The 24,214-nt window shown below is 56.4% G+C and carries 23 protein-coding genes and 1 riboswitch; of the genes, 19 read left to right on the top strand and 4 right to left on the bottom strand.

What is annotated here, in order from left to right; genetic code table 11:
* Both WMW72_RS03855 and WMW72_RS03850 read left to right on the top strand, forming a co-directional pair.
* Window positions 1-2,965 (top strand): coiled-coil domain-containing protein (locus tag WMW72_RS03855; RefSeq protein WP_341414075.1); only part of this gene is annotated, 2,965 nt, incomplete at its 5' end.
* A gap of 3 nt (window positions 2,966-2,968) precedes the next feature.
* A complete protein-coding gene (locus WMW72_RS03850) occupies window positions 2,969-3,529 on the top strand; it encodes a CvpA family protein (RefSeq protein WP_341414074.1) in 561 nt (186 codons plus the stop codon).
* A 104-nt stretch (window positions 3,530-3,633) separates the two neighbouring features.
* On the opposite strand, the gene WMW72_RS03845 is transcribed toward WMW72_RS03850, so the two are convergent.
* Both WMW72_RS03845 and WMW72_RS03840 read right to left on the bottom strand, forming a co-directional pair.
* Entirely contained in the window at window positions 3,634-5,379 is a 1,746-nt protein-coding gene (locus WMW72_RS03845) for a sensor histidine kinase (RefSeq protein ID WP_341414073.1), read from the bottom strand.
* The gene (locus WMW72_RS03840; RefSeq protein WP_341414072.1) at window positions 5,376-6,092 is read right to left on the bottom strand and encodes a response regulator transcription factor; all 717 of its coding nucleotides are present in this window, start codon (window positions 6,090-6,092) and stop codon (window positions 5,376-5,378) included. Before WMW72_RS03840 ends, WMW72_RS03845 begins: the two co-directional genes overlap by 4 nt.
* A 139-nt stretch (window positions 6,093-6,231) precedes the next feature.
* Between WMW72_RS03840 and WMW72_RS03835 the strand changes: the two genes are divergently transcribed.
* On the top strand, window positions 6,232-7,431 hold the full coding sequence (locus WMW72_RS03835) for a DUF418 domain-containing protein (RefSeq protein WP_341414071.1): 1,200 nt from the start codon (window positions 6,232-6,234) through the stop codon (window positions 7,429-7,431).
* Window positions 7,432-7,531: 100 nt separating this feature from the next.
* Here the strand turns inward: WMW72_RS03835 and WMW72_RS03830 are convergent, their stop codons facing one another.
* Complete coding sequence (locus WMW72_RS03830; protein ID WP_341414070.1) at window positions 7,532-7,924, bottom strand: cupredoxin domain-containing protein; 393 nt, start codon at window positions 7,922-7,924, stop codon at window positions 7,532-7,534.
* Window positions 7,925-8,177: 253 nt separating this feature from the next.
* Entirely contained in the window at window positions 8,178-8,546 is a 369-nt protein-coding gene (locus WMW72_RS03825; RefSeq protein ID WP_341414069.1) for a phage holin family protein, read from the bottom strand.
* A gap of 200 nt (window positions 8,547-8,746) precedes the next feature.
* On the opposite strand from WMW72_RS03825, the gene WMW72_RS03820 reads away from it, so the two are divergent.
* The 16 genes from WMW72_RS03820 (at window position 8,747) to cobU (ending at window position 24,207) form a co-directional block, all read left to right on the top strand.
* Window positions 8,747-11,125, top strand: coding sequence for an endonuclease MutS2 (locus tag WMW72_RS03820; RefSeq protein ID WP_423227504.1), 2,379 nt, complete (start codon window positions 8,747-8,749; stop codon window positions 11,123-11,125).
* A 136-nt stretch (window positions 11,126-11,261) separates the two neighbouring features.
* Entirely contained in the window at window positions 11,262-11,945 is a 684-nt protein-coding gene (locus WMW72_RS03815; protein ID WP_341414067.1) for a PspA/IM30 family protein, read from the top strand.
* A gap of 110 nt (window positions 11,946-12,055) precedes the next feature.
* Window positions 12,056-12,475 carry a DUF350 domain-containing protein gene (locus WMW72_RS03810; protein ID WP_341414104.1) on the top strand — a complete coding sequence of 140 codons (420 nt, stop codon included), beginning with the start codon at window positions 12,056-12,058 and terminating at the stop codon, window positions 12,473-12,475.
* Between the two features lie 194 nt (window positions 12,476-12,669).
* Window positions 12,670-13,182: a hypothetical protein gene (locus WMW72_RS03805; protein WP_341414066.1), complete on the top strand. Its 513-nt coding sequence runs from the start codon at window positions 12,670-12,672 to the stop codon at window positions 13,180-13,182.
* A gap of 178 nt (window positions 13,183-13,360) precedes the next feature.
* Complete coding sequence (locus tag WMW72_RS03800; RefSeq protein ID WP_341414065.1) at window positions 13,361-14,692, top strand: MFS transporter; 1,332 nt, start codon at window positions 13,361-13,363, stop codon at window positions 14,690-14,692.
* Window positions 14,693-14,841: 149 nt separating this feature from the next.
* The gene (cysK, locus tag WMW72_RS03795; RefSeq protein WP_341414064.1) at window positions 14,842-15,750 is read left to right on the top strand and encodes a cysteine synthase A; all 909 of its coding nucleotides are present in this window, start codon (window positions 14,842-14,844) and stop codon (window positions 15,748-15,750) included.
* A 177-nt stretch (window positions 15,751-15,927) separates the two neighbouring features.
* Window positions 15,928-16,236 (top strand): hypothetical protein, encoded by a 309-nt coding sequence (locus WMW72_RS03790; protein WP_341414063.1) that lies wholly within the window; start codon window positions 15,928-15,930, stop codon window positions 16,234-16,236.
* A gap of 150 nt (window positions 16,237-16,386) precedes the next feature.
* The gene (locus tag WMW72_RS03785) at window positions 16,387-16,878 is read left to right on the top strand and encodes an Lrp/AsnC family transcriptional regulator (RefSeq protein WP_341414062.1); all 492 of its coding nucleotides are present in this window, start codon (window positions 16,387-16,389) and stop codon (window positions 16,876-16,878) included.
* Between the two features lie 15 nt (window positions 16,879-16,893).
* Complete coding sequence (locus WMW72_RS03780; RefSeq protein ID WP_341414061.1) at window positions 16,894-18,090, top strand: aminotransferase class I/II-fold pyridoxal phosphate-dependent enzyme; 1,197 nt, start codon at window positions 16,894-16,896, stop codon at window positions 18,088-18,090.
* 129 nt (window positions 18,091-18,219) lie between these two features.
* Window positions 18,220-18,486 (top strand): aspartyl-phosphate phosphatase Spo0E family protein, encoded by a 267-nt coding sequence (locus tag WMW72_RS03775; RefSeq protein ID WP_341414060.1) that lies wholly within the window; start codon window positions 18,220-18,222, stop codon window positions 18,484-18,486.
* A gap of 81 nt (window positions 18,487-18,567) precedes the next feature.
* Complete coding sequence (locus WMW72_RS03770) at window positions 18,568-19,203, top strand: type 2 periplasmic-binding domain-containing protein (protein ID WP_341414059.1); 636 nt, start codon at window positions 18,568-18,570, stop codon at window positions 19,201-19,203.
* 30 nt (window positions 19,204-19,233) lie between these two features.
* A riboswitch (cobalamin riboswitch) is annotated at window positions 19,234-19,449 on the top strand.
* A 178-nt stretch (window positions 19,450-19,627) separates the two neighbouring features.
* The gene (locus tag WMW72_RS03765; RefSeq protein WP_341414058.1) at window positions 19,628-20,653 is read left to right on the top strand and encodes an ABC transporter substrate-binding protein; all 1,026 of its coding nucleotides are present in this window, start codon (window positions 19,628-19,630) and stop codon (window positions 20,651-20,653) included.
* A complete protein-coding gene (locus WMW72_RS03760; RefSeq protein ID WP_341414057.1) occupies window positions 20,654-21,697 on the top strand; it encodes a FecCD family ABC transporter permease in 1,044 nt (347 codons plus the stop codon).
* 17 nt (window positions 21,698-21,714) lie between these two features.
* Window positions 21,715-22,506: an ABC transporter ATP-binding protein gene (locus WMW72_RS03755; RefSeq protein WP_341414056.1), complete on the top strand. Its 792-nt coding sequence runs from the start codon at window positions 21,715-21,717 to the stop codon at window positions 22,504-22,506.
* Window positions 22,499-23,665, top strand: a complete 1,167-nt coding sequence (cobT, locus tag WMW72_RS03750) for a nicotinate-nucleotide--dimethylbenzimidazole phosphoribosyltransferase (protein ID WP_341414103.1) — start codon at window positions 22,499-22,501, stop codon at window positions 23,663-23,665. Before WMW72_RS03755 ends, cobT begins: the two co-directional genes overlap by 8 nt.
* Window positions 23,662-24,207, top strand: coding sequence for a bifunctional adenosylcobinamide kinase/adenosylcobinamide-phosphate guanylyltransferase (gene cobU, locus WMW72_RS03745; protein WP_341414055.1), 546 nt, complete (start codon window positions 23,662-23,664; stop codon window positions 24,205-24,207). The genes cobT and cobU overlap by 4 nt, the downstream gene beginning before the upstream one ends.
* Window positions 24,208-24,214: the final 7 nt, after the last annotated feature.

Genomic DNA, 24,214 nt, shown 5'->3' with positions numbered 1-24,214 from the left:
TCAGCGCGAGGAATTCGAAAGTAAGCTGGCTGTGGAGCGAGCCGAGCAGGAGCGCCAGCGCGAGGAATTCGAGGGCAAGCTGGCTGCGGAGCGAGCGGAGCAAGAACGTCAGCGCGAAGAGTTTGAGAGCAAGCTGGCTGCCGAGCGGGTTGAACAGGAGCGTCAGCGTGCAGAGCTGGAGAGTAAGCTGGCAGACGAGCAAGTCGAGCAGGAGCTTCAGCGCGAGGAATTCGAGGGCAAGCTGGCTGCGGAGCGAGCGGAGCAAGAACGTCAGCGCGAAGAGTTTGAGAGCAGGCTGGCTGCCGAGCGAGCTGAACTGGAGCGCCAGCGAGCTGAACTGGAGAGTAAACTAGCAGACGAGCAGGTCGAGCGGGAGCTTCAGCGTGAAGAACTCGAGGGCAAGCTGGCTGCGGAGCGGGCCGAGCAAGAACGTCTGCGCGAAGAGTTTGAGAGCAAGCTGGTTGCCGAACGGTCCGAGCAGGAGCGTCAGCGTGAGGAGTTCGATGGCAGGCTGACAAGTGAGCAATCTTTGAACGAAAGTCAGCGTAAAGAACTCGAAGAGCTGCTTACAGCCGAACTGGAGGATCAGGAGCGTCAACGTGCGGAGCTGGAAAGCAGGCTAACTGCCGAGCAAGAGCGCCAGCGCGAGGAGTTCGAGTCGAAGCTGAAGGCTGCGCAGGCCGAGCAAGAAAGCCAGCGTGAGGAATTGGAGAGCAAGCTGGCTGCAGAGCGAGCTGAACAGGAGCGCCAGCGCGAGGAGTTCGAGTCGAAGCTGAAGGCTGCGCAAGCCGAGCAAGAAAGCCAGCGTGAGGAACTGGAGAGCAGACTGGCCGAAGAACAAGTGGAACAGGAGCGCCAACGCGAGGAATTCGAGACGAAGCTGAAGGCTGCGCAGGCTGAACAAGAAAATCAGCGTGAGGAATTGGAGAGCAGACTGGCAGCGGAGCAAGCCGAACAGAAGCGTCAGCGCGAGGAGTTTGAGTCGAAGCTGAGTGCTGCGCAGGCTGAGCAAGAAAGCCAGCGCGAGGAATTCGAGAGCAAGCTGGCTGCGGAACGGGCTGAGCATGAGCGTCAACGAGCTGAGCTCGAAGAGCTGCTAACAGCCGAACTGGAGAATCAGGAGCGCCTGCGCGCAGAGTTTGACAGCAAGCAGGCGGCCAGCTTACAGGAGCAGGAACGTCAGCGAAGTGAATTCGAGAGTCGATTGGAAGCGGAACGTGCGGAGCATAGCAAGCAGCTCGGCGACCGCGATCGTCAGATTGAAGAGCTCAATGAACAGCTTGATGGGCTGCAGGAAGAGCGGTTTGCCCAGCAGCAGGAGCTGGAGCTTCAGATTGCGCTGTATAACGAGCTGCTTGAGCAGAGCGGAGTGAAAGAAGCCGAGCTGCAGGCAGGCATGCAGGAGGCAGCTGAGCGCAGCAGGATGAATCTGGAAGAGGAGCTTGAGCGGCAGGCTGCTCTGGAGCAGAGGATTTCCAGTTTGGTCCAAGAGGCCGAGCTAAGTGCTTCTGCAGCTGCCGAGAGACTGGCCGAACGGGAGGCTCACTATGCCCGGCAAGCTGAGGAGGCCGAGCAACGGCATCAGGCTGAGCTCGACGAGCAGCAGGAGAAGCAGCGCCGGTTGCAGATTCAGCTCGGCGAACAGCTGGAACAGGGACGTGGCCTCCTGCTTCAAGCCGATACGCTTAGCATGGAGCTGGAGGCTGAGCGCCAGAAGCAGCTTCAGCAGGCGGAAGAGCTCCAGCTTCAGCTGGAGCTTTACCGTGAGCTGGAAAGCGAGCTTGCCGCCCACCGGGAAGCCAGTGCAGCGAGGGAGGCAGAGCTCCTGCAGCAAGCTGATGCCGGAAGGGTGACCGTGCAAGCCTTGGAACGCACCGAGGCGGAGCTGAGGCAGAAGCTGGAAGGCGAGCTTCAGCAAGCCGAGGAGCGGCGTCTAGCGGAGCTGGAGCAGGCGGAAGCCAAGCTGCGGGCAGAGCTGGAACAAGCCGAGGTACGCCGGGTCGCAGAGCTCGAGGAGGCTGAATTACGCCGCCAGATCGAACTGGAAGAGGCAGAGGCGGCAATGCGGAGTGCGTCCGAGCAGCTTGAAGCGTCGCTGCGTGCTGAACTGGAGCAAGCAGAGCTGCGCCGCCAAGCGGAGCTGGAACAAGTCGAGGAGCAGACCCGCAAGCAAGCGGACACGCTCGGTACGCGCAATACCGAGCTGCAGGCGGAGCTAAGCGAGCGCGAGCAGCGCAGTCAGCAGCTGGAGCGGCAGCTTGCCCAGCAGCAAGCCTATAATCTCCAGCTTCAGGAGAGCAGCAGCCAGTGGCAGCAGCGCAGCGAGAGCCAGGCGGCTCAAGCGGACGAGCTGCGCGCAGGATTGCAGGCGCGACAGGAAGAGCTTCATTTCCAGCAGGAGCTGTACGATGAGCTCCAGAAGAAGCATCAGGAATTGGTGTCGCGTCTCGCCGAGCAAGAGGCTCGGAGCAGGCAGGAGAACGAGCAGCAGCTCAGCATGCAGGAGGAATTGAAACAAACGCTGGAGGCGAGGGAGAAGCAGCTCGCCGCCTTGCAGAACGATATGCGCCAAGCACAGGAGGTTAGCCGGGCGCTTCAGGAGCAATGCGCCGCATGGGAGCATAAGCAGAAGCAGTCCCTGGGCGAGCATAATGCGCTCACGGCTCGTCTGGCTGCGCAGGCCACCCGTCTCAGCGAGCTGGAGACGGCGGCTACGGAATCGGTCCGCTTGCAGAAGGAGCTATCCTCTAATAGGGATGAGCTGGCTCTGCAGAATGAGCTGTATCACGAGCTTCAGCAGGAGCTCAAACAGCAGGTTCAGCTTCATAAAGCTTTGCAGGCCGAATATGACGAGCAGCAGGAAAAGGCCGAGCGGGTCTTTCATGAGCTTGGCTTGCTGCAAACCGAGTACGAGAAGCTTCAGGTGGAGTACAACGAATGGATTGAACTGGTTGAGAAGGATTAGCGCATGAACGGGTTGGATTACGGGCTGCTGGTTGTTCTGGCGATGGGCATGGCGTTGGGGTACGCGCGTGGCTTTGTCGGACAGCTGGTTTCATTTGCCGGTTTCTTCGCCGCCTATCTGGTAGCTTTCTTCGGCTACAGGCAAGCTGCGCCCTGGATCAAGAGCCTGATGAATTTGTCCGGGCACGAAACGTATGGCCGCTATGAGCTGCTGGCCCAAGAGCTTCGCATCGATACCTACATCTACAATGCGCTGGCATTTGGCCTGCTGCTGTTCGGCACGAAGCTGGCATTCGGGATTGTGGGCCGCATGCTGCAGTGGCTGGTAGCTGCCCCTGGCCTCAAGGCGGTCAACAAATGGAGCGGAGCCGGGCTCGGCTTGCTGGAAGCTGCTATCATTGCGCTGATTGCCGTTCATGTGATGACAGTGCTGCCGAACGACACGGCTCAGAAGCTGCTAAAGACTTCGACCTCAGCCGCCTATATCGTCGAGCATACTCCGGTGATCACCGATAAGCTGAAGGAGCTATGGGAGAAGCGGACGGAGGTTACCGGAGCCCGCTGATCTCTTCGTACCTAAGCAGTCATACCCAAAAAACGTCACGTCTTCGATCATTCGAAGCGTGACGTTTTTTGTTCGCTGCCGCCGATGGTCGGAAAGCTTCTTCCTTATTCCGGTAAGGCTAGAGGGAGAAGAACCGTGATTCTCGTGCCTTCGTTCTTGCGGGATTCCACGTCTATGCTGCCCTGGTGGGCGAGGACTATGGACCTGGCGATATTCATACCGAGCCCGGTTCCATTCGCTTCTTCCTCCGTAGGGGTTCCCCGGTAATAACGTTCGAATAAATTACGTCTCGTTTCCTCATCCATCCCTGCTCCGTCATCCTCTACTACAATGGCTCCATGGCCAGCTTGCACTCGGGTTTGGACCACGATATGCACCCCAGGCGGGTTGTGCTTGATGGCATTCGTAATCAGATTATCCAGCATCCGCTGGAACCACATGGGATTCAGGTTGATGAACAAATCCGTCTGATGGCTCTCGAACCGGAAGGATACTTGCTGCAAGGTAGCGTCATTGACATAGCGCAGCACGACCCGGCGCGTAAATTCGTTCAACTCCGTGCGTGTCAGAGAAAACGGGACATCCCGATTTTGCAGTTGGAAGGTCAGAGAAAAATCCTGCAGCAGCTCCAGCATGTAATCTCCTTTTTCCCGAATCATCTTGCCCATTCCCTTCAATTCCTCACCGGTCCATTCATAGCTGTCGCTCTCCAGCAAGTGACCATACCCTTGGATCGTGGACAGCGGTGTCCGCAGATCATGGGAGATGCCGGTCATCCACTCTTCCCGGGTTCTCTCCAGCCGCGCACGTTCGCGCTCGGCAGTGTCCAGCCTCTCCGCCATATGGTTGAAGCCGGCGATTACTTCCTTGTACAGCCGGTAACGCAGGCGGATGGAGCCGTTTTTCCGGTATACCCGATTTCGGTCCTTTTCCGTTAAGGCTTCCGGGTGACCTCCCATGCCCATCCGGTCAAACCAGGCGGCGAATAGCAGCAGAGGCTGACCGTACCGATACCCATGCCAGACGGAGAAGCCCAGCGTCAAGAGCAGCGCAAAGCCGGCGGTAACGGATAAAGCGATCATGAAATGATGAAGAATCGGTTGTCCCCCGGAAGGGGCATCGTTCTGAACGGCATGCAGCATCCACACATGGCCCGTTGCTTCATCCACATGCATATAGGACTTGGAAGTAAAGGAATCGGGCTCCTCCTGCATCGAGATCAGTTCGAGCGGACGGTAGGGCTCACTCCGCGGCGAGGGGCCGGCGACTTGTACGATTTGTCCGGCAGGATCCACGACCTGGATGAATTCCCCGGACTGCTTAAGCAGCGTCTCCAGTTCTCCGAGGGCATCGGAACGGATCAGTCCGGCGGAGCTATAGGTTTGAAACCAGCCCTGCAGCTTCTCGGAGCCCGTATCCTCCACGCCCAGCATGAAGAGATGCGTCTGCTTATCAGGAGGCTCCAGCTTAAGGAATACCCGGTAGGCAGCTATACGTCCGCTTTGTTTGATATCCACCAATTCCGTGGCCCTGTATGCCTTCTTAAGCGCCTGAGGCGTATTGACGGCGTAGACAACTTTCCCTTCACGATCTATGATCTGCAGCCAATGTCCCCGTTCTGTAAGCTGTTCCGTCCACCACTGAGGAAGCACGGGCGATGAACCTGTCAAATCCGCTTCCAGCACAATCGAGTCCAGCGCGCCTGCCGTAAAGTTTTTTTTCAGTTCCTCATTGCTGACGTACCGGATAATCAGGATCAGTCCGACACAGAGGAGGACGAGGATGAACAGCCAATGGAAGACGAACTGATACATAAAATGAAGAGTCAGCCTTCGCCGGATTCGGGTCATAAACTTTTCTCCCGGACCAGCTTATAGCCAAGCCCGCGTATGGTTACTAAAAAACGGGGGTTGCCAGGGTCAGGCTCGATCCGTTCGCGGATTTTTCGGATATGAACCATCACGGTGTTGTCGTCTCCGATTCCATCCAGGCCCCAGACGGCTTCGTATAGCTGTGATTTGGAGAATACCATATTGGGGTTTCTGCATAGATAGAGCAGAAGCTGGTACACCAGGGCCGGACAAGGGACAGGTCTGCCGTCGACCAGCAGCTCACAGCTGGCATCATCCAACGCAAAATATCCGAAGTCATACCGGGTACGCGTCTCCTCAGTAACGCGTGAAGGGGCTAGAGGCATTCCTCTGCGCAGACGGGCCTTGATGCGGGCGGCAATTTCCAGTGGATTAAAAGGCTTGGTCACATAATCGTCACCGCCTACGGCGAGTCCGGTCAAGATGTCCAAATCCGAGGTTTTGGCGGTTAAGAAGATCAGATGGGCGTCGGAAATTGCCCGGATTTTGGGGCCAAGCTCAAAGCCCGACTGATCCGGAAGCATCACATCCAGCAAAATAACGTCGGCCCCGTGCTTGTCCAGCAGCATGAGCGCTTCCTGTGCGGAATACGCACAATAGATATGCCGGAACCCTTCTTTGCGAAGCACCATGTCAAGCAGCTGAACGATCGATTTCTCATCGTCTATCAGCAGTATTCTAGCATTCAGCATAGGATCCCTCCGGTCAGTATTATACCAAGCTTACCTTAATTCGAGCTAAATTCCATCCGATTTTGTTAAGCGAAAGATAAGCTTCGCTTTAAGATGGCTTTATCGCCGGTTGGTAAAGTCAGGTTGAGGTGATGGACGCATGCATGAAATGCGCAGACGTGTAGGAATGATCGATGCCCTTAGGGGCTGGAGTTTACTCGGCATTTTGCTGGCGAATATGCTTATCTTTCAGTATGGGATATGGGGAAAGGATCAGATCCGGCTGTACGAGCTGTCGACATTCGATCTCATATGGCGCGGCATCCTGAATGTGACGGTGGAACATAGCTTTATGCCGGTATTCAGCTTTCTGTTCGGATACAGCATGGTGAAGCTGAAGGAATCCCTAGAGGCACAAGGCTTAAAGGCCGGACGTCACTTATTCCGGCGTTCTATTCTGCTGCTGACGCTGGGCTGGCTGCATGCCGAGTGGTTATGGGAAGGGGATGTCTTAGGGTACTACGGACTGATGAGCTTCTTTCTGCTGCTCTTCCTGGGCCGGAAAGCCAAGACGCTGCTGGTATGGGGTGTGCTGCTGCTTAGTCTGTTCGGCCTGATGGCGCTGCTGCCCTCGGACAGCGGTCCGGGTTCGGGTCTTTTCGAGGACAAAGCGCGGATGGAGGCGTATGTAAAAGAAACCATCCCCATCTATGCGGGTGGAACCTATGAAGAGATCCGTCATCACAGCAACACGGCAAGTCCGCTGGATGAGAATAACTTCCTGATCGCAGCAGTTCTGATTTTTGCCCCGTTTATGACCGCTCCCCTTTTCTTGCTGGGGATGTATGGGGCTAAGAAGCAATGGTTTCAGCAGCCGGATCAGGAGCGCAGCCGATACCGCAGGAGAATGCTGCTGTTTCTGCCGGTCGGGCTGATGCTGAAGTCACTCGGGTATTTGGGCCTGGGGGAGAGCTGGAGCGAATCGGGCGAGATGCTTGGAGGAAATTTGCTGGCTCTCGGCTATATCTTTGCTTTCGCCTGGATCTGCGCGTTGACCAAGCCGTCATCCGTCTGGCTGGCCCGCCTCGAAGCCACGGGGCGTCTCTCCCTGACGAACTATCTGATGCAGTCGGTGATTGGCACGACGTTGTTCTACGGCTACGGGTTCGGATGGTTCGGCCGGCTGGGGGTGCTTGCAGGCTGCGCTATTGCGCTTGTAATCTATGCGGTCCAGCTTTATTGCAGTGCCTGGTATCTCCGGCGCTTCGGAATGGGGCCGGTGGAGAGGCTGCTCAGGATGGGCACGTACCTAACGGTTTCAGCCAGGTCCAAACCAAAGAACACGACGCTGTCCTCCTAAATAAACACCGTACTTTACCGGCTTGCCTGAAATCCAAAAAAACGTCCTCGCATTAAGCAAGGACGTTTCTTTGGATTGCGTACCATTTCCCCGAATAGGGTTATTCCACAACGAGCTTGGACTTCATGCTAATATGTCCCGAGCCGCAAGGCACGCTGCAGATAATATCGTATGTACCGGCTTTGTCCGGCTTGACGGTAGCTGACAGCTTATCGCCCCGGAGCTCGACGTTCAGCCCATTGATCGCCACGCCATGCAAGCCCGCTTTATTCTCCAGCGTGAAGGTGACATCCTCACCCTTTTTGACCTTATATTCCTTCTGATCGAACTGGTAGTTGGTCGCAACCAGCTTGACCTGTTGTCCTGCACCGCCTGCCGCGGCGTTCTGGGTGCCTGCAGGAGCCGGCGTTGCTGCAGGTTCTTGCTTGGCTCCGCAAGCTGTCATGACGGCGATCAGGGCGATTGCCGATATCGATACGATCCATTTTTTCATTACTAATTCCCTCCTGTACATAGATTCCTTTAACCATAAGCATAACCGATTTGACGGCGGATGGCTGTGTCGAACGGGTGACAACCGTATGAAATACCCGTGACAGTTAAGCTGGTAAGCTTATTTGCTTATAGCTAAATTTTATCTGGAAAATCAGACTGGATTTATCGTATGTTAAAGCTGAACGCTGGAACCCACAGACGGAATCAGCCGCATCCTGGACGGATACGGCTGATGGGTGAAGGCAGAAACGTTATTTGGCGCCTTCCCGTCCTCTGACTCCTTGCTCGAAAGGAGTCTTAACCGGGATAAACAAGTCGATAATCCCGATGACCAGCGCCGCCAGAATAGCGCCGATGATGCTGGTGGATACGCCTCCTACGATGAACTGCGCGACCCAGATGACTAGAGCGCTGACCAGAAATCCGACGATACCCCGTCCGAATGGTGTAATCTTTCTGCCGAAGACCCCCTCGATCACCCACGCGGCTACCGCGATGACCAGCGCCAGGAAGAAGGCGCTCCAGAAGCCTCCAACGGAAAAACCGGGTACGATCCAGCTAACCACGAGCAGCATCAGAGCGGAGACGATAAATCTGACTAAATGGCCTAAAAGGTGCATCAGACAATTCCTCCTTTGCTTTCTTGCCGTTGCAGCTTGCTCTTCCGGCTACACCTCTTATCCTTGCCCGGACCTGGATGGTGTATGAATGGGAGGTGCAGGCAAAATCATTCGCTTTGGAAACGTAAGTTGGATATAATAGCATGTGTAACGGGCTAAGGCTAGGAAAGGCAGGTTCTTTACAGAAACCAATGAAAACCATGACTGTTTACAATCAGAAAATATTAAATACGCTTGATTTCCGCGCTGTGCTGGAACGCTGTGCCCATCACGCTTCGACCTCACTTGGTCAGGAGCTCGTGATGGAGCTGTCGCCGAGCGGCGAGTTCCAGCAGGTGAAGTCTCGTCTGCAGGCGACGGAGGAAGCCGTGAATGTGGACCGGCTGAGGGGTGGAGCGCCGTTCGGAGGCATCCGGAACATCCGTAATGCCGTGCATCGCGCGCGGATCGGCGGCGTGTTGAATACGACCGAGCTGCTGGATATCTCGATGACGAGTCAGGGAGGGCGCAGGCTGGGCAAGTTCCTCGACGATGTGAATGGAGAGTACCCGCTTCCGCTACTGCTTGAGCTGACCGGCCGTCTGACCGATCATAAGCCGATGGAAGACCGTATCCGCCAATGCATCGACGAGAATGCGAATGTCGTCGATTCCGCCAGCCCTGAGCTGGCCCGCATCCGTCAGGAGCTGCGCGGCAGCGAGTCCAAGGCCCGCGAGCGTCTGGAGCAGATGGTGCGGACGCCTTCGATCCAGAAAATGCTGCAGGACAATCTGGTCACGCTGCGCAACGACCGTTACGTCATCCCGGTCAAGCAGGAGTACCGGGGGCATTTCGGCGGCATGATCCATGATCAGTCCGCTTCCGGCGCGACGCTATTTATCGAGCCTGAAGCTGTTGTGCAGATGAACAACCGGGTCCGCGAGCTTAAGCTCAAGGAAGAGGTCGAGGTTGAGAAGATTTTGCGTCTGCTCACGTCGCTGGTAGCCGATTCGGCAGATACGCTGCTCGTCAACGTCGATGCGCTTGCCGAGCTGGACTTTGTTTTTGCCAAGGCTGGACTCGCCCGCGAGATGAAAGCGACGCTTCCGCTCTTGAATGACCGCGGCTTTATCAAGCTCAAGCGGGGCAGGCATCCGTTGATCGCGCCGGACCAGGTGGTGCCGCTTGATCTTGAGCTGGGCAATAAGTATTCATCCATTATCGTGACAGGTCCGAATACGGGCGGGAAGACGGTGTCGCTGAAGACGGTCGGCTTATTGTCGCTGATGGCGATGTCCGGCTTGTTCGTCCCGGCGGAGGAAGGCAGTCAGCTCTGCGTGTTCGATGCGATCTATGCCGATATCGGCGATGAGCAGAGCATCGAGCAGAACCTGAGTACCTTCTCCAGCCATATGACCAATATCATCCGCATTCTGAAGGAAATGACACCGAAAAGCCTGGTCCTGCTCGATGAGCTGGGAGCGGGTACCGACCCGGCCGAGGGCTCGGCTCTCGCGATCTCCATCCTGGATTATATCCACCGGATGGGCTGCCGGATTCTGGCGACCACGCATTATTCGGAGCTGAAGGCCTATGCCTTCGACCGCCCTGGCGTTATCAATGCGAGCATGGAGTTCGACGTGCAGACGCTGCGTCCGACCTACCGGCTGCTTGTAGGCGTCCCGGGACGAAGCAATGCGTTCGCGATCGCTTCGCGTCTCGGCTTGCCGAAGCCGATCATCGATCATGCCCGCGGGCAGGTCGACGAGGAGGAGCAGCGCGTCGAGTCGATGATCGCCACGCTGGAGGAAAACACGATTCAGGCGGAAGCGGAGCGTACTTCGGCTGCCCAGCTCCGCGGTGAGGTCGAGCGGCTGCGCGAGGAGCTGCGCCGCGAGCGCGAACGCTTCGACGAGCAGCGCGACAAGCTGCTGGAGCGTGCCGAGCGCGATGCGCGCGAGGCTGTCGCCAAGGCACGCCGCGAAGCCGAGGAAGTGGTCACCGAGCTGCGCCGGCTGCAGCGTGAGGAAGGCGGAGGCGTCAAGGATCACAAGATCAGCGAGCTGAAGCGCAAGCTGAACGATGCCGTACCGGAGCTGAAGTCCAAGCAGCCATCTGCTGCAAAGCGCAAGCCTGACCGGATTGAACCGGGGGACGAGGTACTCGTCACGACGGTCGGGCAGCGGGGCCATGTGGTTGAGATTGCCGGCGACCATGAGGTGACCGTGCAGCTTGGCATCCTCAAGATGAAGGTCAACAAGGCCGATGTGCAGCTGTTCAAGGCAGCAGCTTCCCAAACCAAGGCGCCGCAGCCTCCAAAGGCCACCTCCAGCCTGAAGCGGACGAGAGACGAGAACGCCAAGATGGAGCTTGATCTGCGGGGAGCCAACGTCGAGGAAGCGATTATGGAAATCGATCGGTTCCTGGACGAATCTTATTTGGCGAATTTTGCGCATGTCTACATCATCCATGGTAAGGGTACAGGTGTGCTTCGGACCGGCGTTCAGGACTATTTGCGCAGGCATAAGCACGTCAAGAGCCAACGTCTGGGCAATTATAACGAAGGCGGGGCAGGCGTGACGGTTGCGGAGTTAAAATAAAAAATTCCTTTTGATTTTTTCCCGAATTGGATGAAACGTCTGTCGGCTAACTCCGTATGAATAGATATAAACACCGATGTTACTGGCTCTGCAGGCTGTGGCACAATATAATATCTACTACTTAGGAGGAACTACAATGGGAGTTTTTAAACGTTTGCGCGATTTGACGATGGCTTCGATCAACGATCTGCTGGACAAAGCAGAAGATCCTGTCAAGATGCTGAACCAGTTCCTTCGTGACATGGAGGCCGACATCCAGGAGGCCGAGATCGCGGTAGCCAAACAGATTGCCATAGAGAAAAAATTCAAGCAGCAGTACGAGGAAGCTCTGGAGATGGTGCAGAAGCGTGAGGAGCAGGCGCTCAAGGCGCTTGAAGCCGGCAACGAAGACCTGGCCAGACGCGCACTTCAGGATAAGAAAGAACATCAGACCCGTCATGACGAGGTGAAGGTACAGTTCGATACCGCCAAGACCAATGCGGACCGTCTGCGTAACCAGCTCTCTGAGATGAAGGACGAATTCGGCAAGATGAAGAACAAGAAGGATCTGCTGATTGCCCGTGCGGAAGCTGCCAAGGCGCAAAAACAGATCAATCAGGCGATGTCTGGATTCGGGACTGACAATGCAGCCAAGGGCTTCGACCGGATGAGCGAGAAGGTGCTTCAGCTGGAAGCGGAAGCGGAAGCGAGCAATGAGCTTCGTTCGAAGGACAGAAGCTTGGACGATGAGCTTAATGCGTTGTCGAAGAATGACGGAGTCGACGACGAGCTAGCCGCTCTGCGGGCGAGACTCGCGGCCAAGAAACAACCTGAAGCCTAATTCCAGCAGGAAATACAACGGATTCACGGAGACTGAAGGTTCGCAGGAGCCTTCAGTCTCTTCGGTTGTGTCCGGAGCCTACGAGGAGGGCAAGGTGATAGTCGAACATGATGAATGAAGAGGTGGACGCAATCATGGGCAATCCGTTTGTGGAGACATTGGCATTTTTCTCGGTGGCCGTACTGGCGCTCGTCGTCTTTCTTGCGGTCTTCGAGCTGGTGACCAAGTACAAGGATTGGGATGAGATTAAGAAAGGCAACGTGGCTGTAGCGATGGCGACGGGCGGGAAGATCTTCGGAATTTGTAATATTTTCCGCTTTGCCATTTTGAATAATGATTCGCTACTATTCTCGCTGACCTGGGCCGCTTACGGTTTTGTTCTGCTCCTGGTTGCTTACTTTATTTTTGAGTTCCTGACGCCGTACTTCAAGATTGATGAGCAGATTCAGCAGGATAACCGGGCAGTGGGCTTGATCTCCATGATTTTGTCCGTCTCGCTGTCGTATGTCATCGGGGCCAGCGTGACTTAATTCAGATTCAGTTGCAATCCGTAGTCAAGGTGAGGTGCCCAGAGTTGAAGTATTTATGGGGAATATTACTGGCGCTGGCGCTTGTATTTTTGGGCGCGGGCGTTTACTATTTTATTAATCATGCGTAAGGCATCAAGTCGTGAGCATTCTGTCTGGTGACAGAATGCTTGCGTTTTTTGAAGGAGGAATGAAGATTGGCTCACCCGGAGGATCAGATTTGTCCATGGTGTCAATCCGAGATTGTGTGGGATCCGGAGATTGGACCGGAGTCGGCTTGTCCCCACTGCTTTAATGATTTGGGCGAGTACCGCAGTATTCAGCTGACAGTTCCCCGCAGCGGTCAGCTGGACCGGTCCGAAGATGAAGATGAAGACGAGGATGAGGATTTCGACGCATACGAGGAATTCGACGAGAACGAGCTGGAGGGTATGGACGAATACGAGGAGGGCGCTCAGCGTCTGCTGGACCATCAGGAGGAAGCTCCCGAATGTCCATCCTGCCAAAGCTTCATGCTGCTCGCAGGGGTTCACCGGCAGGCGGATACGTTCGAGCCCTTCGTGCATCGCGCTGCACGCCAGCCGCTGCTCCCTGCTGGATTCGCGTCGCAGGTCTTCGTTTGTCCATCCTGCTTTAAGGTCGAGCATATTCTGGCCGAGAAGGATCGTCTGGCGATGACGCAGCTGCTCAAGCAAGTGGGCAGCCAATAAACGGGACCGGCAAGCTTTGCCCAATCATCGTTCGGGCATGTCACCGCCGAGCACGACTTTAGAAGGAAACCAACTGCCGCTTGCGGCCGGAGGTTTCCTTTTTTTGCTTGGAGGTCATGCTTTCCCCGGGAATAGGGAACGTTAACTAACACATTCCAAGAGGGATAGGGTGGAGGGTATGCATACCGGATCGAAGCAATTTCCTCATCATGGCGCACGTACCCCCGGGGAGGCAGGGACAGGACAGCCAGCCTGGTCCGGCATCGGCGGGAAGCAGGAGCGTAAGCAAGACCTGTCCGGATCCGGGCAGGCCAGTAAAAAAAGAGCGCCGCTGGATACGCAATCCAAGCTGCTGCTGGCAGTGAATGGGCTTTTCGCGACGGGCAACGCTTTGTCCGGCACCTTCGTCAATGTGTATTTATGGAAGGCCAAGCATGACTTCTCCTTGATTGGGTGGTTTACGCTGGTTCACTATATGACGATGGCGCTGACCTTCTGGCTGGGTGGCAAGTGGGTGAAGGAGCATAATAAAATGAACTGCCTGCGCGCAGGGGTCGTAGTCTCGGCCGCATTTTATATGCTGGTGCTGTGGTTAGGAGAGAGAGCGGCAGACTATTTTGTTCTGCTGGGCATTGTGCAGGGGATGGCCGCAGGCTTTTTTTGGCTGGCCTTCAACGTGGTATATTTTGAAGTGACCAGTCCCGAGAACCGCGACCGCTTCAACGGCTGGGCTGGCTTTTTAGGCTCTGGAGCGGGGATGGCCGCTCCCTGGATCTCAGGCTTTCTGATCGTTCGGATGCAAGCGGAGGCCGGGTACCGTCTGATCTTCACGATTTCACTAATCGTGTTTCTGATTGGAGCGGTCGTCAGTTTTTTCCTGAAGAAGCGGAAGACGTCAGGCACTTATGAATGGCTGCTGACCTGGACCTGCCTGCGGCAAAAGGATACCCAGTGGCGCAAGGTCGGGCTGGCGCTGGCAGCCCAAGGGGTACGGGAAGGCGTATTCGGGTTTATGATCGGGCTGCTCGTCTACGTGCATACGGGCAATGAGATGAAGCTGGGGAATTTTGCACTGATTTCGTCAGCGGTGGCACTCGTCAGCTTTATGCTCGCAGGCAAGTACCTGAAGCCAGAGTACCGCGGCAAGGCGATGCTTTTGGGTGTGGTGATGCTTGTCGCTATCATTTTGCCGTTTTTCTGGAAGGTGACGTTTACGACGCTGCTGATTTTCGGGATCGGGGCTGCGCTTTTCTATCCGTTGTACGGGATTCCGATGACGACGATCGTGTTCGATCTGATCGGCCAGGATGAGGAGAGTGCGAAGCTGCGGGAGGAATATATCGTCATGCGCGAGCTGGCGCTCAATGCGGGCCGGCTTGTGGGGACGGCCGTATTCATCCTGATCGTATCGTGGACCGCCTCGCCTGTCGTGATGAACTGGCTGTTGCTGGGCCTCGGCTGCTCGCCCCTGATCGCTTATTACTTCATGCGCAAAGCGAAGACTGCCTGATCCGAGCATGCTTACGGCAGGTTGATTTCGTCCTTTCCCTTGACAATCAGGCCCAGGTCTATAACAATTAAGACTATAGAAATACTGGTGAATAGCATGGGTCAAGAGCGGGAGAGGAGCTGTCTGCAAGAATGAACAGACGTGCATTAATGGTAAACAGCGTAACGGAGCTGATCGGGAACACGCCGGCTGTCCGAATCCGTCGGTTGACGGGCGAGCAGGACGCGGAGGTGTACGTCAAGCTGGAGTACTTTAACCCTAGCGGCAGCGTGAAGGACAGGGCTGCCTATAACTTGATCGCGCAAGCGGAGCTGGACGGCAGGCTGAAGCCGGGAGCGACCATTATCGAGCCTACAAGCGGCAATACCGGAATCGGGCTGGCGATGAATGCGGCAGCCAAGGGATATAAGGCGATTCTCATCATGCCTGACAATATGAGCAAGGAGCGTATTAATCTCCTGAAGGCTTACGGCGCTGAGGTAGTGCTGACGCCGGCGGCCGAGAGGATGCCCGGGGCGATCCGCAAGGCGGAGGAGCTGCGTGACAGCATCCCGAATAGCTTTATTCCGCAGCAGTTCGAGAACAAGGCCAACCCGGACATTCACCGGCTGACCACAGCACCTGAAATTCTTGGGCAAATGGAGGGCAGGCTCGATGCCTTCGTGGCGACTTCTGGCACCGGAGGGACGATTACCGGCACGGGGGAGGAGCTCCGCAAGGCGCTGCCTGACCTCAGCATCTACGTCGTCGAGCCGAAAGGTTCCCCAGTGCTGTCCGGCGGGGAGCCGGGGCCGCATAAGCTGGTCGGCACGAGTCCGGGCTTCGTACCGGCGATTCTGAACACGGACATCTACGATGAAATCGTACAGGTGGCCGATGAAGATGCGCTGCATACGATGCGGGAGCTCGCCAAGCAGGAGGGCATTTTGGTTGGCCCATCGGCCGGGGCCTCGGTATGGACTGGTCTGCAGGTTGCCCGGAAGCTGGGCCGCGGCAAGCGGGTGCTGTGCATTGCGCCCGATACCGGCGAACGGTATTTAAGCATGGATATCTTTTAACGCAAGCCACCTGAGATTGTCTGCATGAACAGCGCCCGGTTTCCCTATTGGGAAATCGGGCTTATATGTCATATTGTCAAATAGGTTTGAATATTTATTCATTATAATGTATAATAATAAGCGAGAGCATTGATGATCATCTGTCTGCAATCATCACCCTGGGAGGGACATGAAATCATGAAAATTGCTTTGCATAACGAATTACCTTGCGAGGCGCACGTTCGGCAGCTCATCGAAGCTATGGCTGGTCAGGGTTCACCCCTGCAAGCCTTTGAATATGAAACACTCCGCAGCAGCGCCGGCCGCGTCATCGCCGCGTATGATCAGGAGAGACTGGTTGGCCTGGGCAGGCGGAAGGAAGACACAGCCGTAGGGGAAACGATGGAATTCGCGATTCTGCCCGCTTACCGCGGCCGGGAGATCGAAACCTATATGAGCAAGCTGCTCAAGGCCGCTGTCCGCCAAACGGCCGTCCAGGCCAGCTGAGTGCAAGCCGTCAGCATGCTATAAAAGCCTCCGTCCCGGAAGGCTTTTTTTCCTTTGCCAAGGAACAGCGATAGGTGTAATATGGAGAGATAAGCAAAAGCTTGAAAGGCTTTATGCTTGGCATGCATGACTTGGTCAGGAGGATGAATCATGGAACAATTCAAATTGAAAATCGTTGAGCTGCTGAAAGAAGACGCGCGCCGTACCCCTGCGCTGATCGCAACCTTGCTGGGGGCATCGGAGGCGGAAGTGGCGGAGGCGATCAAGGAGCTCGAGGAAGCGAACGTTATCGTGAAATACGCGACGGTCGTGAATTGGGCCAAAGTGGACAGCGAGAAAGTGACCGCCTTGATCGAAGTTCAAATTACGCCGGAACGCGGCCGCGGCTTTGATGCGATCGCAGAACGGATCTACCTATATCCGGAAGTGAAATCCGTCTATCTGATGTCGGGAGCCTACGATCTTCTCGTCGAAATCGAAGGCAAGACCTTGAAGGAAGTGGCCTCGTTCGTTTCCAACAAGCTGTCGCCGATCGATCGGGTATTGTCGACCAAAACGCATTTTATTCTTAAAAAATATAAACAGGACGGGATTACCTTCGAGGATCATGAGGATGACCGCCGTCTGTTAATCTCACCGTAAAGGACGCTGAGAACGATGATAAATAAGCAAAGCTCCGGCCAGAGCTCTAAATCCATGGGCAGCTATCTGACGCCGGTAGTCAGAGATATCCCTCCTTCAGGCATCCGCAAATTTTTTGACCTTGCTGTAGGCAGCAAAGACATCATCTCGCTCGGGGTGGGCGAGCCGGACTTCAGTACGCCCTGGCATGTGAGGGATGCATGCGTGCATGCGCTTGAGCGCGGCAATACGAAGTATACGCCGAACTCCGGGATGCCGGAGCTGCGCGAGGCGATCGCGGAGTATTTGTATGATTCGTTCCTCGTTCCTTATGAGCCGTCGGATGAGATTATCGTGACGGTAGGGGGCAGCGAAGCGATCGATTTGGCGCTGCGGGCGCTGATCTCTCCGGGCGACGAGATTTTGGTCCCCGAGCCTACGTATATCACCTACGGTCCGATTGCCAGACTGAGCGGCGGCACGCCTGTCGGCATCGAAACATTTGCCAAGGACAATTTCAAGCTGACGCCGGAGTCGCTGCGGGCTGCGATTACGCCGAACTCGAAAGTTCTGATCCTCTGTTACCCGAGCAATCCGACGGGCGGGATCATGACCTACGAAGATTGGCTGCCGATCGCCAAGATCGTCGAAGAGAACGATCTGATCGTCATCTCCGATGAGATCTATGCCGAGCTGACTTATGAGCAGAAGCATGTTAGCTTCGCTTCGATCCCGGGGATGCGCGACAGAACGGTTCTGGTGAGCGGCTTCTCCAAGTCGTTCGCGATGACCGGCTGGCGGATGGGCTACGTCTGTGCACACCGTGAGCTGATCGCGGGCATGCTCAAGATTCACCAATACACGATCATGTGCGCTCCGTCAATGGGTCAAGTGGCTGCATTGGAAGCTCTACGCAACGGTGGGGAAGAGAAGGACCGGATGGTCGAGTCCTATAACCAGCGCAGAAGACTCACGGTTCAGGGATTCCGGGAAGTTGGTCTACCGTGCCATGAGCCTCAGGGCGCATTCTATGCTTTCCCGTCTATCCAGGAAACGGGTCTTAGTTCGGAAGAATTCGCGACCCGGCTTTTGTTCGAAGGAAAGGTTGCGGCTGTCCCCGGGAACGTATTCGGGCTGGGCGGAGAGGGATTTTTAAGGTGTTCGTATGCCTATTCCGTGAGCCAGCTGACCGAAGCATTCGACAGGATAGGAAATTTCATGAAAAAGTTGTAGTTTCGACAAAAAAAGCCATTTTCAAGTTCTCCCAAAACTGGTATGTTAGATACATGGAAGTTTCATAGCTAAACATTTATGAAACTTTTATTTGTGGGTCTAAAGATCGGGAACAGGGAGGGATGAACAATGGCTTTTCCGGAATATCGGCTTCGGCAACACCTTCAAGTCGGATGGATTCATGAAAACGACCACAAGGCCAAGTGGATTTTTGGGAAACGAAAAGCAACCTCGGCATCTGCGTCTTTAGAAGATGAAATTTATCGTTTGCGTCAAGAGCTTGAGGCGCTTGTAGAGAGCGGCAGCAGCTTGACCTCCCCCCGCGTTGTTGAAATCAGTATGGAGCTGGATATTAAAATTAACGAATATATGCGTAACCACCGAAGAGGCCGCTGAGAAGCGGCTTCTTTTGTTGCACCGCAACTGGTATTGGCGTCTATGCAGAGGGCAAATAATTTTGATACAAACGATTCCGGTATGGTAAGATATGACGATGAGACGGCTAGGCAGATTGCCTGGGAAGCTGACGAACATATCGGATGGAGGGAACTGGTCTTGAGGAAAGGAAGCTGGCTGCTCTGTGCTTTACTGGTTCTGATTCTGGCGGGTTGCGGAGGCGGACCGAAAGCGGATGTACCGATCTTCATGATGTCTAAAACCGGCATTCCAAGCGACGTAGCGGAGAAGCTGGAGGCCTCCCTGATCGGCAAGGTGGGGGAAGCTCCGACAGTATCGATATCGGCATCTCCGATGTTTTCGATGGACAAGATGATTGTAGAGATTGCAGCAGGGGGCAACGGGATTCTGGTCATCCCGGGAGAACAATTTCAGGGGATGAGCAAGCAGGGCGGTTTCGTGCCTCTCGATGATGTGGCGAATCCGGCCGATTTCCCGGATGGGGTGCTGGAGCTGCCGGTCGACGATAAGAGTAATAAGTCGGCAGACAAGTCGAATCCAAAGCTGGAGAAGCATCTGTACGGTATTCCGTTAGAGCATACCAAGTGGTTTACGGACCTGCAGTTTAACGGAAAAGATCTGTATGCGTTTATTCCCCAGAATGCCAAGGATATTGAGAAGGCCAAGCTGGTGATGAAGCAGATCGCGCAAAAATAGCAAATCAAGATGAAAGCCGTCCCGGCCTGTCCGGGATGGCCGACGGCACGGGTGCCCAGGGCTGATGCATCTGCCCGATGGGTTAAAAGGGAAGCCGGTGAAAACCCGGCGCGGTCCCGCCACTGTAACCGGACGATAAGCTTTCGAATGAAGCCACTGCTGGACGCCCAAAGGCGGCCATGGGAAGGCAGGAAGCGCCGTAAGGAGTCCGGAAGTCAGGAGACCTGCCCGCAGCCGGAACAGCTAGTTCCTTTCGAGGAAAAAGGGGCGGCAGCGACAAGGCGGCGATGGGACCTTACTGCGGAATCATTCATGCAGGCTGGCCACTAGGTACAAGTCTGTCCTCTGCTCCGGATCCAGATCCGACGGCAGAGGTTTTTTGCATCGTACATGTAAGCCCTATAGAGAAGGAGAGAACCATGACATGGATATCAAGTTAAAACGAAGGACAAGAAAGCTGTTGACTGTCGTTCTGAGTCTGGCACTGGCCGGGACACTGGCAGCCTGTGGAGCTAGCCCGGCTCCTCCACAAGCCCCTAATCAAGGCAAGCTCGTCGACCCTCCGAAGGCCGAAAGCGGAACGCAGCAGGGTGCTGCGCAAGCGAAGCGTACGACTTACCCGCTGAAGGTCAAGGATGCGACAGGCAAGGAATTCGTATTCGAGAAGGCACCAGAGCGGATCGCCTCGACCTCCCCTAGCGAAACGGAGATGTTATTCGCACTGGGGCTGGGAGATAAGGTAGTCGGAGTATCCGACTTCTGCGATTATCCGGCAGAGGCCAAGTCGAAGCCGAAGCTCGGCAGCATCACCAAGCCCAATGAAGAGGCACTGATCGGAGCAGGTGCCGATCTGACGCTGACCGGCGTGTCGATGAAGACGCAAACCGTGGAGAAGCTGCGCGAGCTGAAGATCAATCTGTTCCAGGTGCAGCCTAAGAAAATCGATGACGTGCTGACCAATCTGCTGCTGATGGGCGAAATTTTCGACCGCCAGGCCGAGGCTGAGAAGCTGGTCAATCAGATGAAGGCCGATCGTCAGAAGGTTACGGACGCGGTAAAAGGATTGAAGCCTGAGGAGAAGAAGAAAGTGCTGATCGAGTTCTCGCCCGGCTGGACCGTTGGTTCCGGAGAATTCTTGAGCGAGCTGATCGAGACAGCCGGGGGCATCAATGTGTATGCGTCCGAGAAGGGCTATGTTCAGCTGAGCGAAGAGAAGGTCATCGCGGAAAATCCGAAGGTGATCCTGTACCCGAATAACCTGATCGACGACAAGTCGAAGAAAACGCTCGATCAGCTCATCCGCGAGCGCAGCGGGTGGGAGAAGATCGATGCCGTGAAGGAAGGCAAGCTGGCGGGGATCGACAAGGATACGACCAGTCGTCCGGGACCGCGAATTACGGAAGGTCTGAAGGAAATCGCCAAGGGCATCTATCCGGAACTGGTGAAGTAAATGAAGCGTAAGCTCATGATGTGGGGCGGAGCGGCGATTCTGCTGCTCCTGCTGACCGTGACCGCAGCGTTGTCCGTCGGCTCGGTCCGGGTACCGTTCGTTCATGTCTGGAGTATTCTGCTGCATCACCTGCCGGGCATGGATGGACGCATAGACCCGTCATGGGCTGCCTCCTCAGAGCAGATCGTCTGGAAGGTACGGCTGCCGCGGATTGTGCTCGGCATGCTCGTGGGGGCGGCGCTGGGACTGGCTGGAGCGGCCTTCCAGGGCGTATTGCGCAATCCTCTGGCCGATCCCTATACGCTCGGGGTATCCTCGGGTGCGTCGGTAGGTGCTTCCTTTCTTATTTTATTCGGGCTGCAGTATGTGTTCGGCGAATGGAGCGTGCCTGCTGTTGCCTTTGGCACAGGGGCCTTATCTCTGATGCTGGTGCTTGTGCTAGCCCGGACGGACGGGAAGCTGAGGATTGAGACGGTCATTCTCTCTGGGGTTGTGCTTCAGGCGTTTCTATCCGCATTGGTATCGCTGATGGTCTCGATGTCCAAGCAGGTGATCAACGAGATCATCTTCTGGCTGATGGGCAGCCTGGCGCTGAGAGGCTGGTCCTACTCGCTGCTGCTGCTGCCTTATCTGGCGGTAGGGATGATCATTCTGCTCGGCTACGGCCGGGCCATGAATCTGTTCGCGCTGGGCGAGCGGCAGGCTGCTCATCTGGGCGTGCATGTGGAGCGGACCAAGCTGGTCGTGCTGATCGCTTCGACGCTGATTACGGCTGCAGCGGTGTCAGTAGCGGGCGTAGTCGGCTTCGTGGGGCTGCTCGTGCCGCACCTGATCCGTCTGCTGGTCGGACCGGATTACCGGTTATTGCTTCCTTTATCCGTCATTGGGGGTGCGATCTATGTGGTGCTTGCGGATACACTGGCACGGACCTTGCTCGCGCCTACGGAAATTCCGCTCGGTGTGGTGACCGCGTTCATGGGGGCTCCGTTCTTTGCGTATTTATTGAGGCGGCGTAAGAAGCTGGTTCGCGGACAAGGGGCTTAGGGGAGGAGCATGAAGGCATGATCGAGGTGGCAGTGGAAGGTTTGCATAAGCGTTACGGGGCACAGACCGTGTTGGACGGCGTTCAATTTCGGGTGGAGCCGGGTGAATGGTTCTGTATTCTTGGTCCCAACGGAAGCGGCAAGACGACGCTGCTGCAAACCTTGACCGGCGTTGAGCCAGCGAGTGCGGGGAGCATCCAACTGGATGGCAGACCGGTCGCCAGTTATTCCCGCAAGGAGCTTGCCCGCCTAGTGGCTGTGCTGCAGCAGGATGCGCTGCCGCCTATCAGCTTCACCGTGCAGGAAGTGATCGAGATGGGCAGGTACCCGTTCCAGAACTGGCTCGGCGATGAAAGGGTAGATTCCTCGGCCTTGGTGGAGCGGGTGATCCAGTGGCTCAAGCTGGAGCCGCTGCGGGAACGGTCGGTGGAGCAGTTGAGCGGAGGCGAGCGGCAGCGTGTGGCGCTGGGCAAGGCGATGGCGCAAGAGCCCAGGCTGCTGCTGCTGGATGAGCCCACGACGTTCCTGGATATCGGCTATCAGGTGGAGATGATGGACAGGGTTCGCCGCTGGCAGAAGGAGAGCGGCATGACCGTGATCTCTGTGCTGCATGATCTGAATCTGGCGGCGCAATATTGCGACAGACTGCTGCTGCTGCACAACGGGGTTGTCACCGCGATTGGCAGCCCGCAGGAGGTGCTGCAGGCGGGCTTACTGGAACGCGTATATGGAACCCGGCCGCATGTGCTGGCCCATCCGGAAAGCGGTGTTCCGCAAATTTTATTGGCAGGGGGAATTGATGATGAGTAAAAGCAACTGGCAGGAAGCCGTATCGGCCATCTCGCCGCTGGATGAAGCTTGGGTCGTCCGGGCGTCCGAACGTCTGGACAGTCTGACCAAGCCGCCGGGCAGTTTGGGCCGTCTGGAAGAGACCGCACGGCAGCTTGCCGGCATCACAGGTGAGCTGACACCGGATCTGTCCCGCAAGGCGGTCATCGTGATGGCCGGGGATCACGGGGTTTGTGAGGAAGGCGTGAGTGCGTTCCCAGCGGAAGTGACGCCGCAGATGGTCCTAAACTTCCTGAACGGAGGAGCGGCGGTGAACGTGCTGGCGCGTCAGGCCGGAGCCGATGTCGTCTGCGTGGATATCGGCGTGAATGCGGAGCTGAGCCATCCGGAGCTCGTCTCGCGCAAGGTGCGCAAGGGGACGGCGAATATGGCAGCCGGGCCTGCGATGAGCCGGGAGGAAGCGGAAGCGGCCATCTCCGTCGGCATAGATCTGGTCGGCGAGCTGGTCGAACGGGGTTACCGGATGTTTGCCACCGGCGAGATGGGGATCGGCAACACGACGGCCAGCTCGGCCATCTTGACCGTACTGGGCGATACCGACCCTGCGGCTGCTACCGGACGGGGGACCGGTATCGACGACGAGCGCCTAAAGCATAAGCAGCAGGTGATCAGCCGGGCGGTTGCACTGAACCGTCCTGATGCGACTGATCCGGTCGATGTGCTGGCCAAGGTCGGGGGGCTGGAGATCGCCGGACTGGTCGGCGTCATCTTGGGCGCTGCCCGTCACCGCTGCCCTGTCGTGATCGACGGGTTCATCTCATCGGCTGCTGCCCTGCTTGCCGCCCGGATAGCTCCGCTGAGCGCGTCGTATATGATCGCTTCGCATCTGTCCCAGGAGCAGGGGCATGCGCGTCTGCTGGAACGGATTGGCCTCTCGCCGATGCTGCGGATGGATATGCGACTCGGCGAAGGTACGGGCGCGGTGCTGGCCTTTCCGCTGATCGAGGCGTCGGTAAGGATCATGAAGGAAATGGCGACCTTCGCCGATGCCGGAGTTTCGCAGGGGCCGGCTGGCGGAGCGGAAGCCGATGCAGTACGCGATGCTAACCTAAGCGAAACATCGGCCCAGCAAGCTTCGGAACAGGCCTCATTATTAGCACAGGCAGGACATAGAGCGTGAAGGTGCTGGTTACGGGGGGCGCCCGAAGCGGTAAAAGCTCCTTTGCCGAGCGGTATGCTGCTACACTGGGGAGTGACGGCTTGTACATCGCTACGGCACAGGCCTATGATGAGGAGATGGAGGAGCGGATCGCTCTGCACCGTCAGGACCGGGATCGGCGCGGCTACCCATGGAACACCGTCGAGGCGCAGTACGGACTCGCTGAGGCGATCCGCGAGGCACAGGCTCCAGTCGTGTTGGTAGACTGCCTGACGCTCTGGCTGTCCAATTGGCTGCTGCGCCTGGAGCCGGAGGAGGATGCTGGCCGTAGACTGGAAGAACAGGTGGATGAGCTGGTGGAGGCTTTTCACTCAGCCCGGCAGCCGATCGTGCTTGTCACCAATGAGGTAGGAAGCGGGCTGGTCCCGGAATATAAGCTGGGACGGCTGTTCCGCGATGCTTCCGGCAGGATGAACCAACGGCTCGCGCAGGAAGCCGACCAGCTGTTCCTTGTGACGGCTGGTATTGCGGTGGAGCTAAAAAGCCGCGCTTTTCAATGCTAAGACATAT

The organism is Paenibacillus filicis, assembly GCF_038070315.1.
Lineage (GTDB): Bacteria > Bacillota > Bacilli > Paenibacillales > NBRC-103111 > Paenibacillus_G > Paenibacillus_G filicis.
The sequence above is the reverse complement of the archived record's forward strand: the minus strand, read 5'-3'. Positions and strand labels throughout refer to the sequence as shown.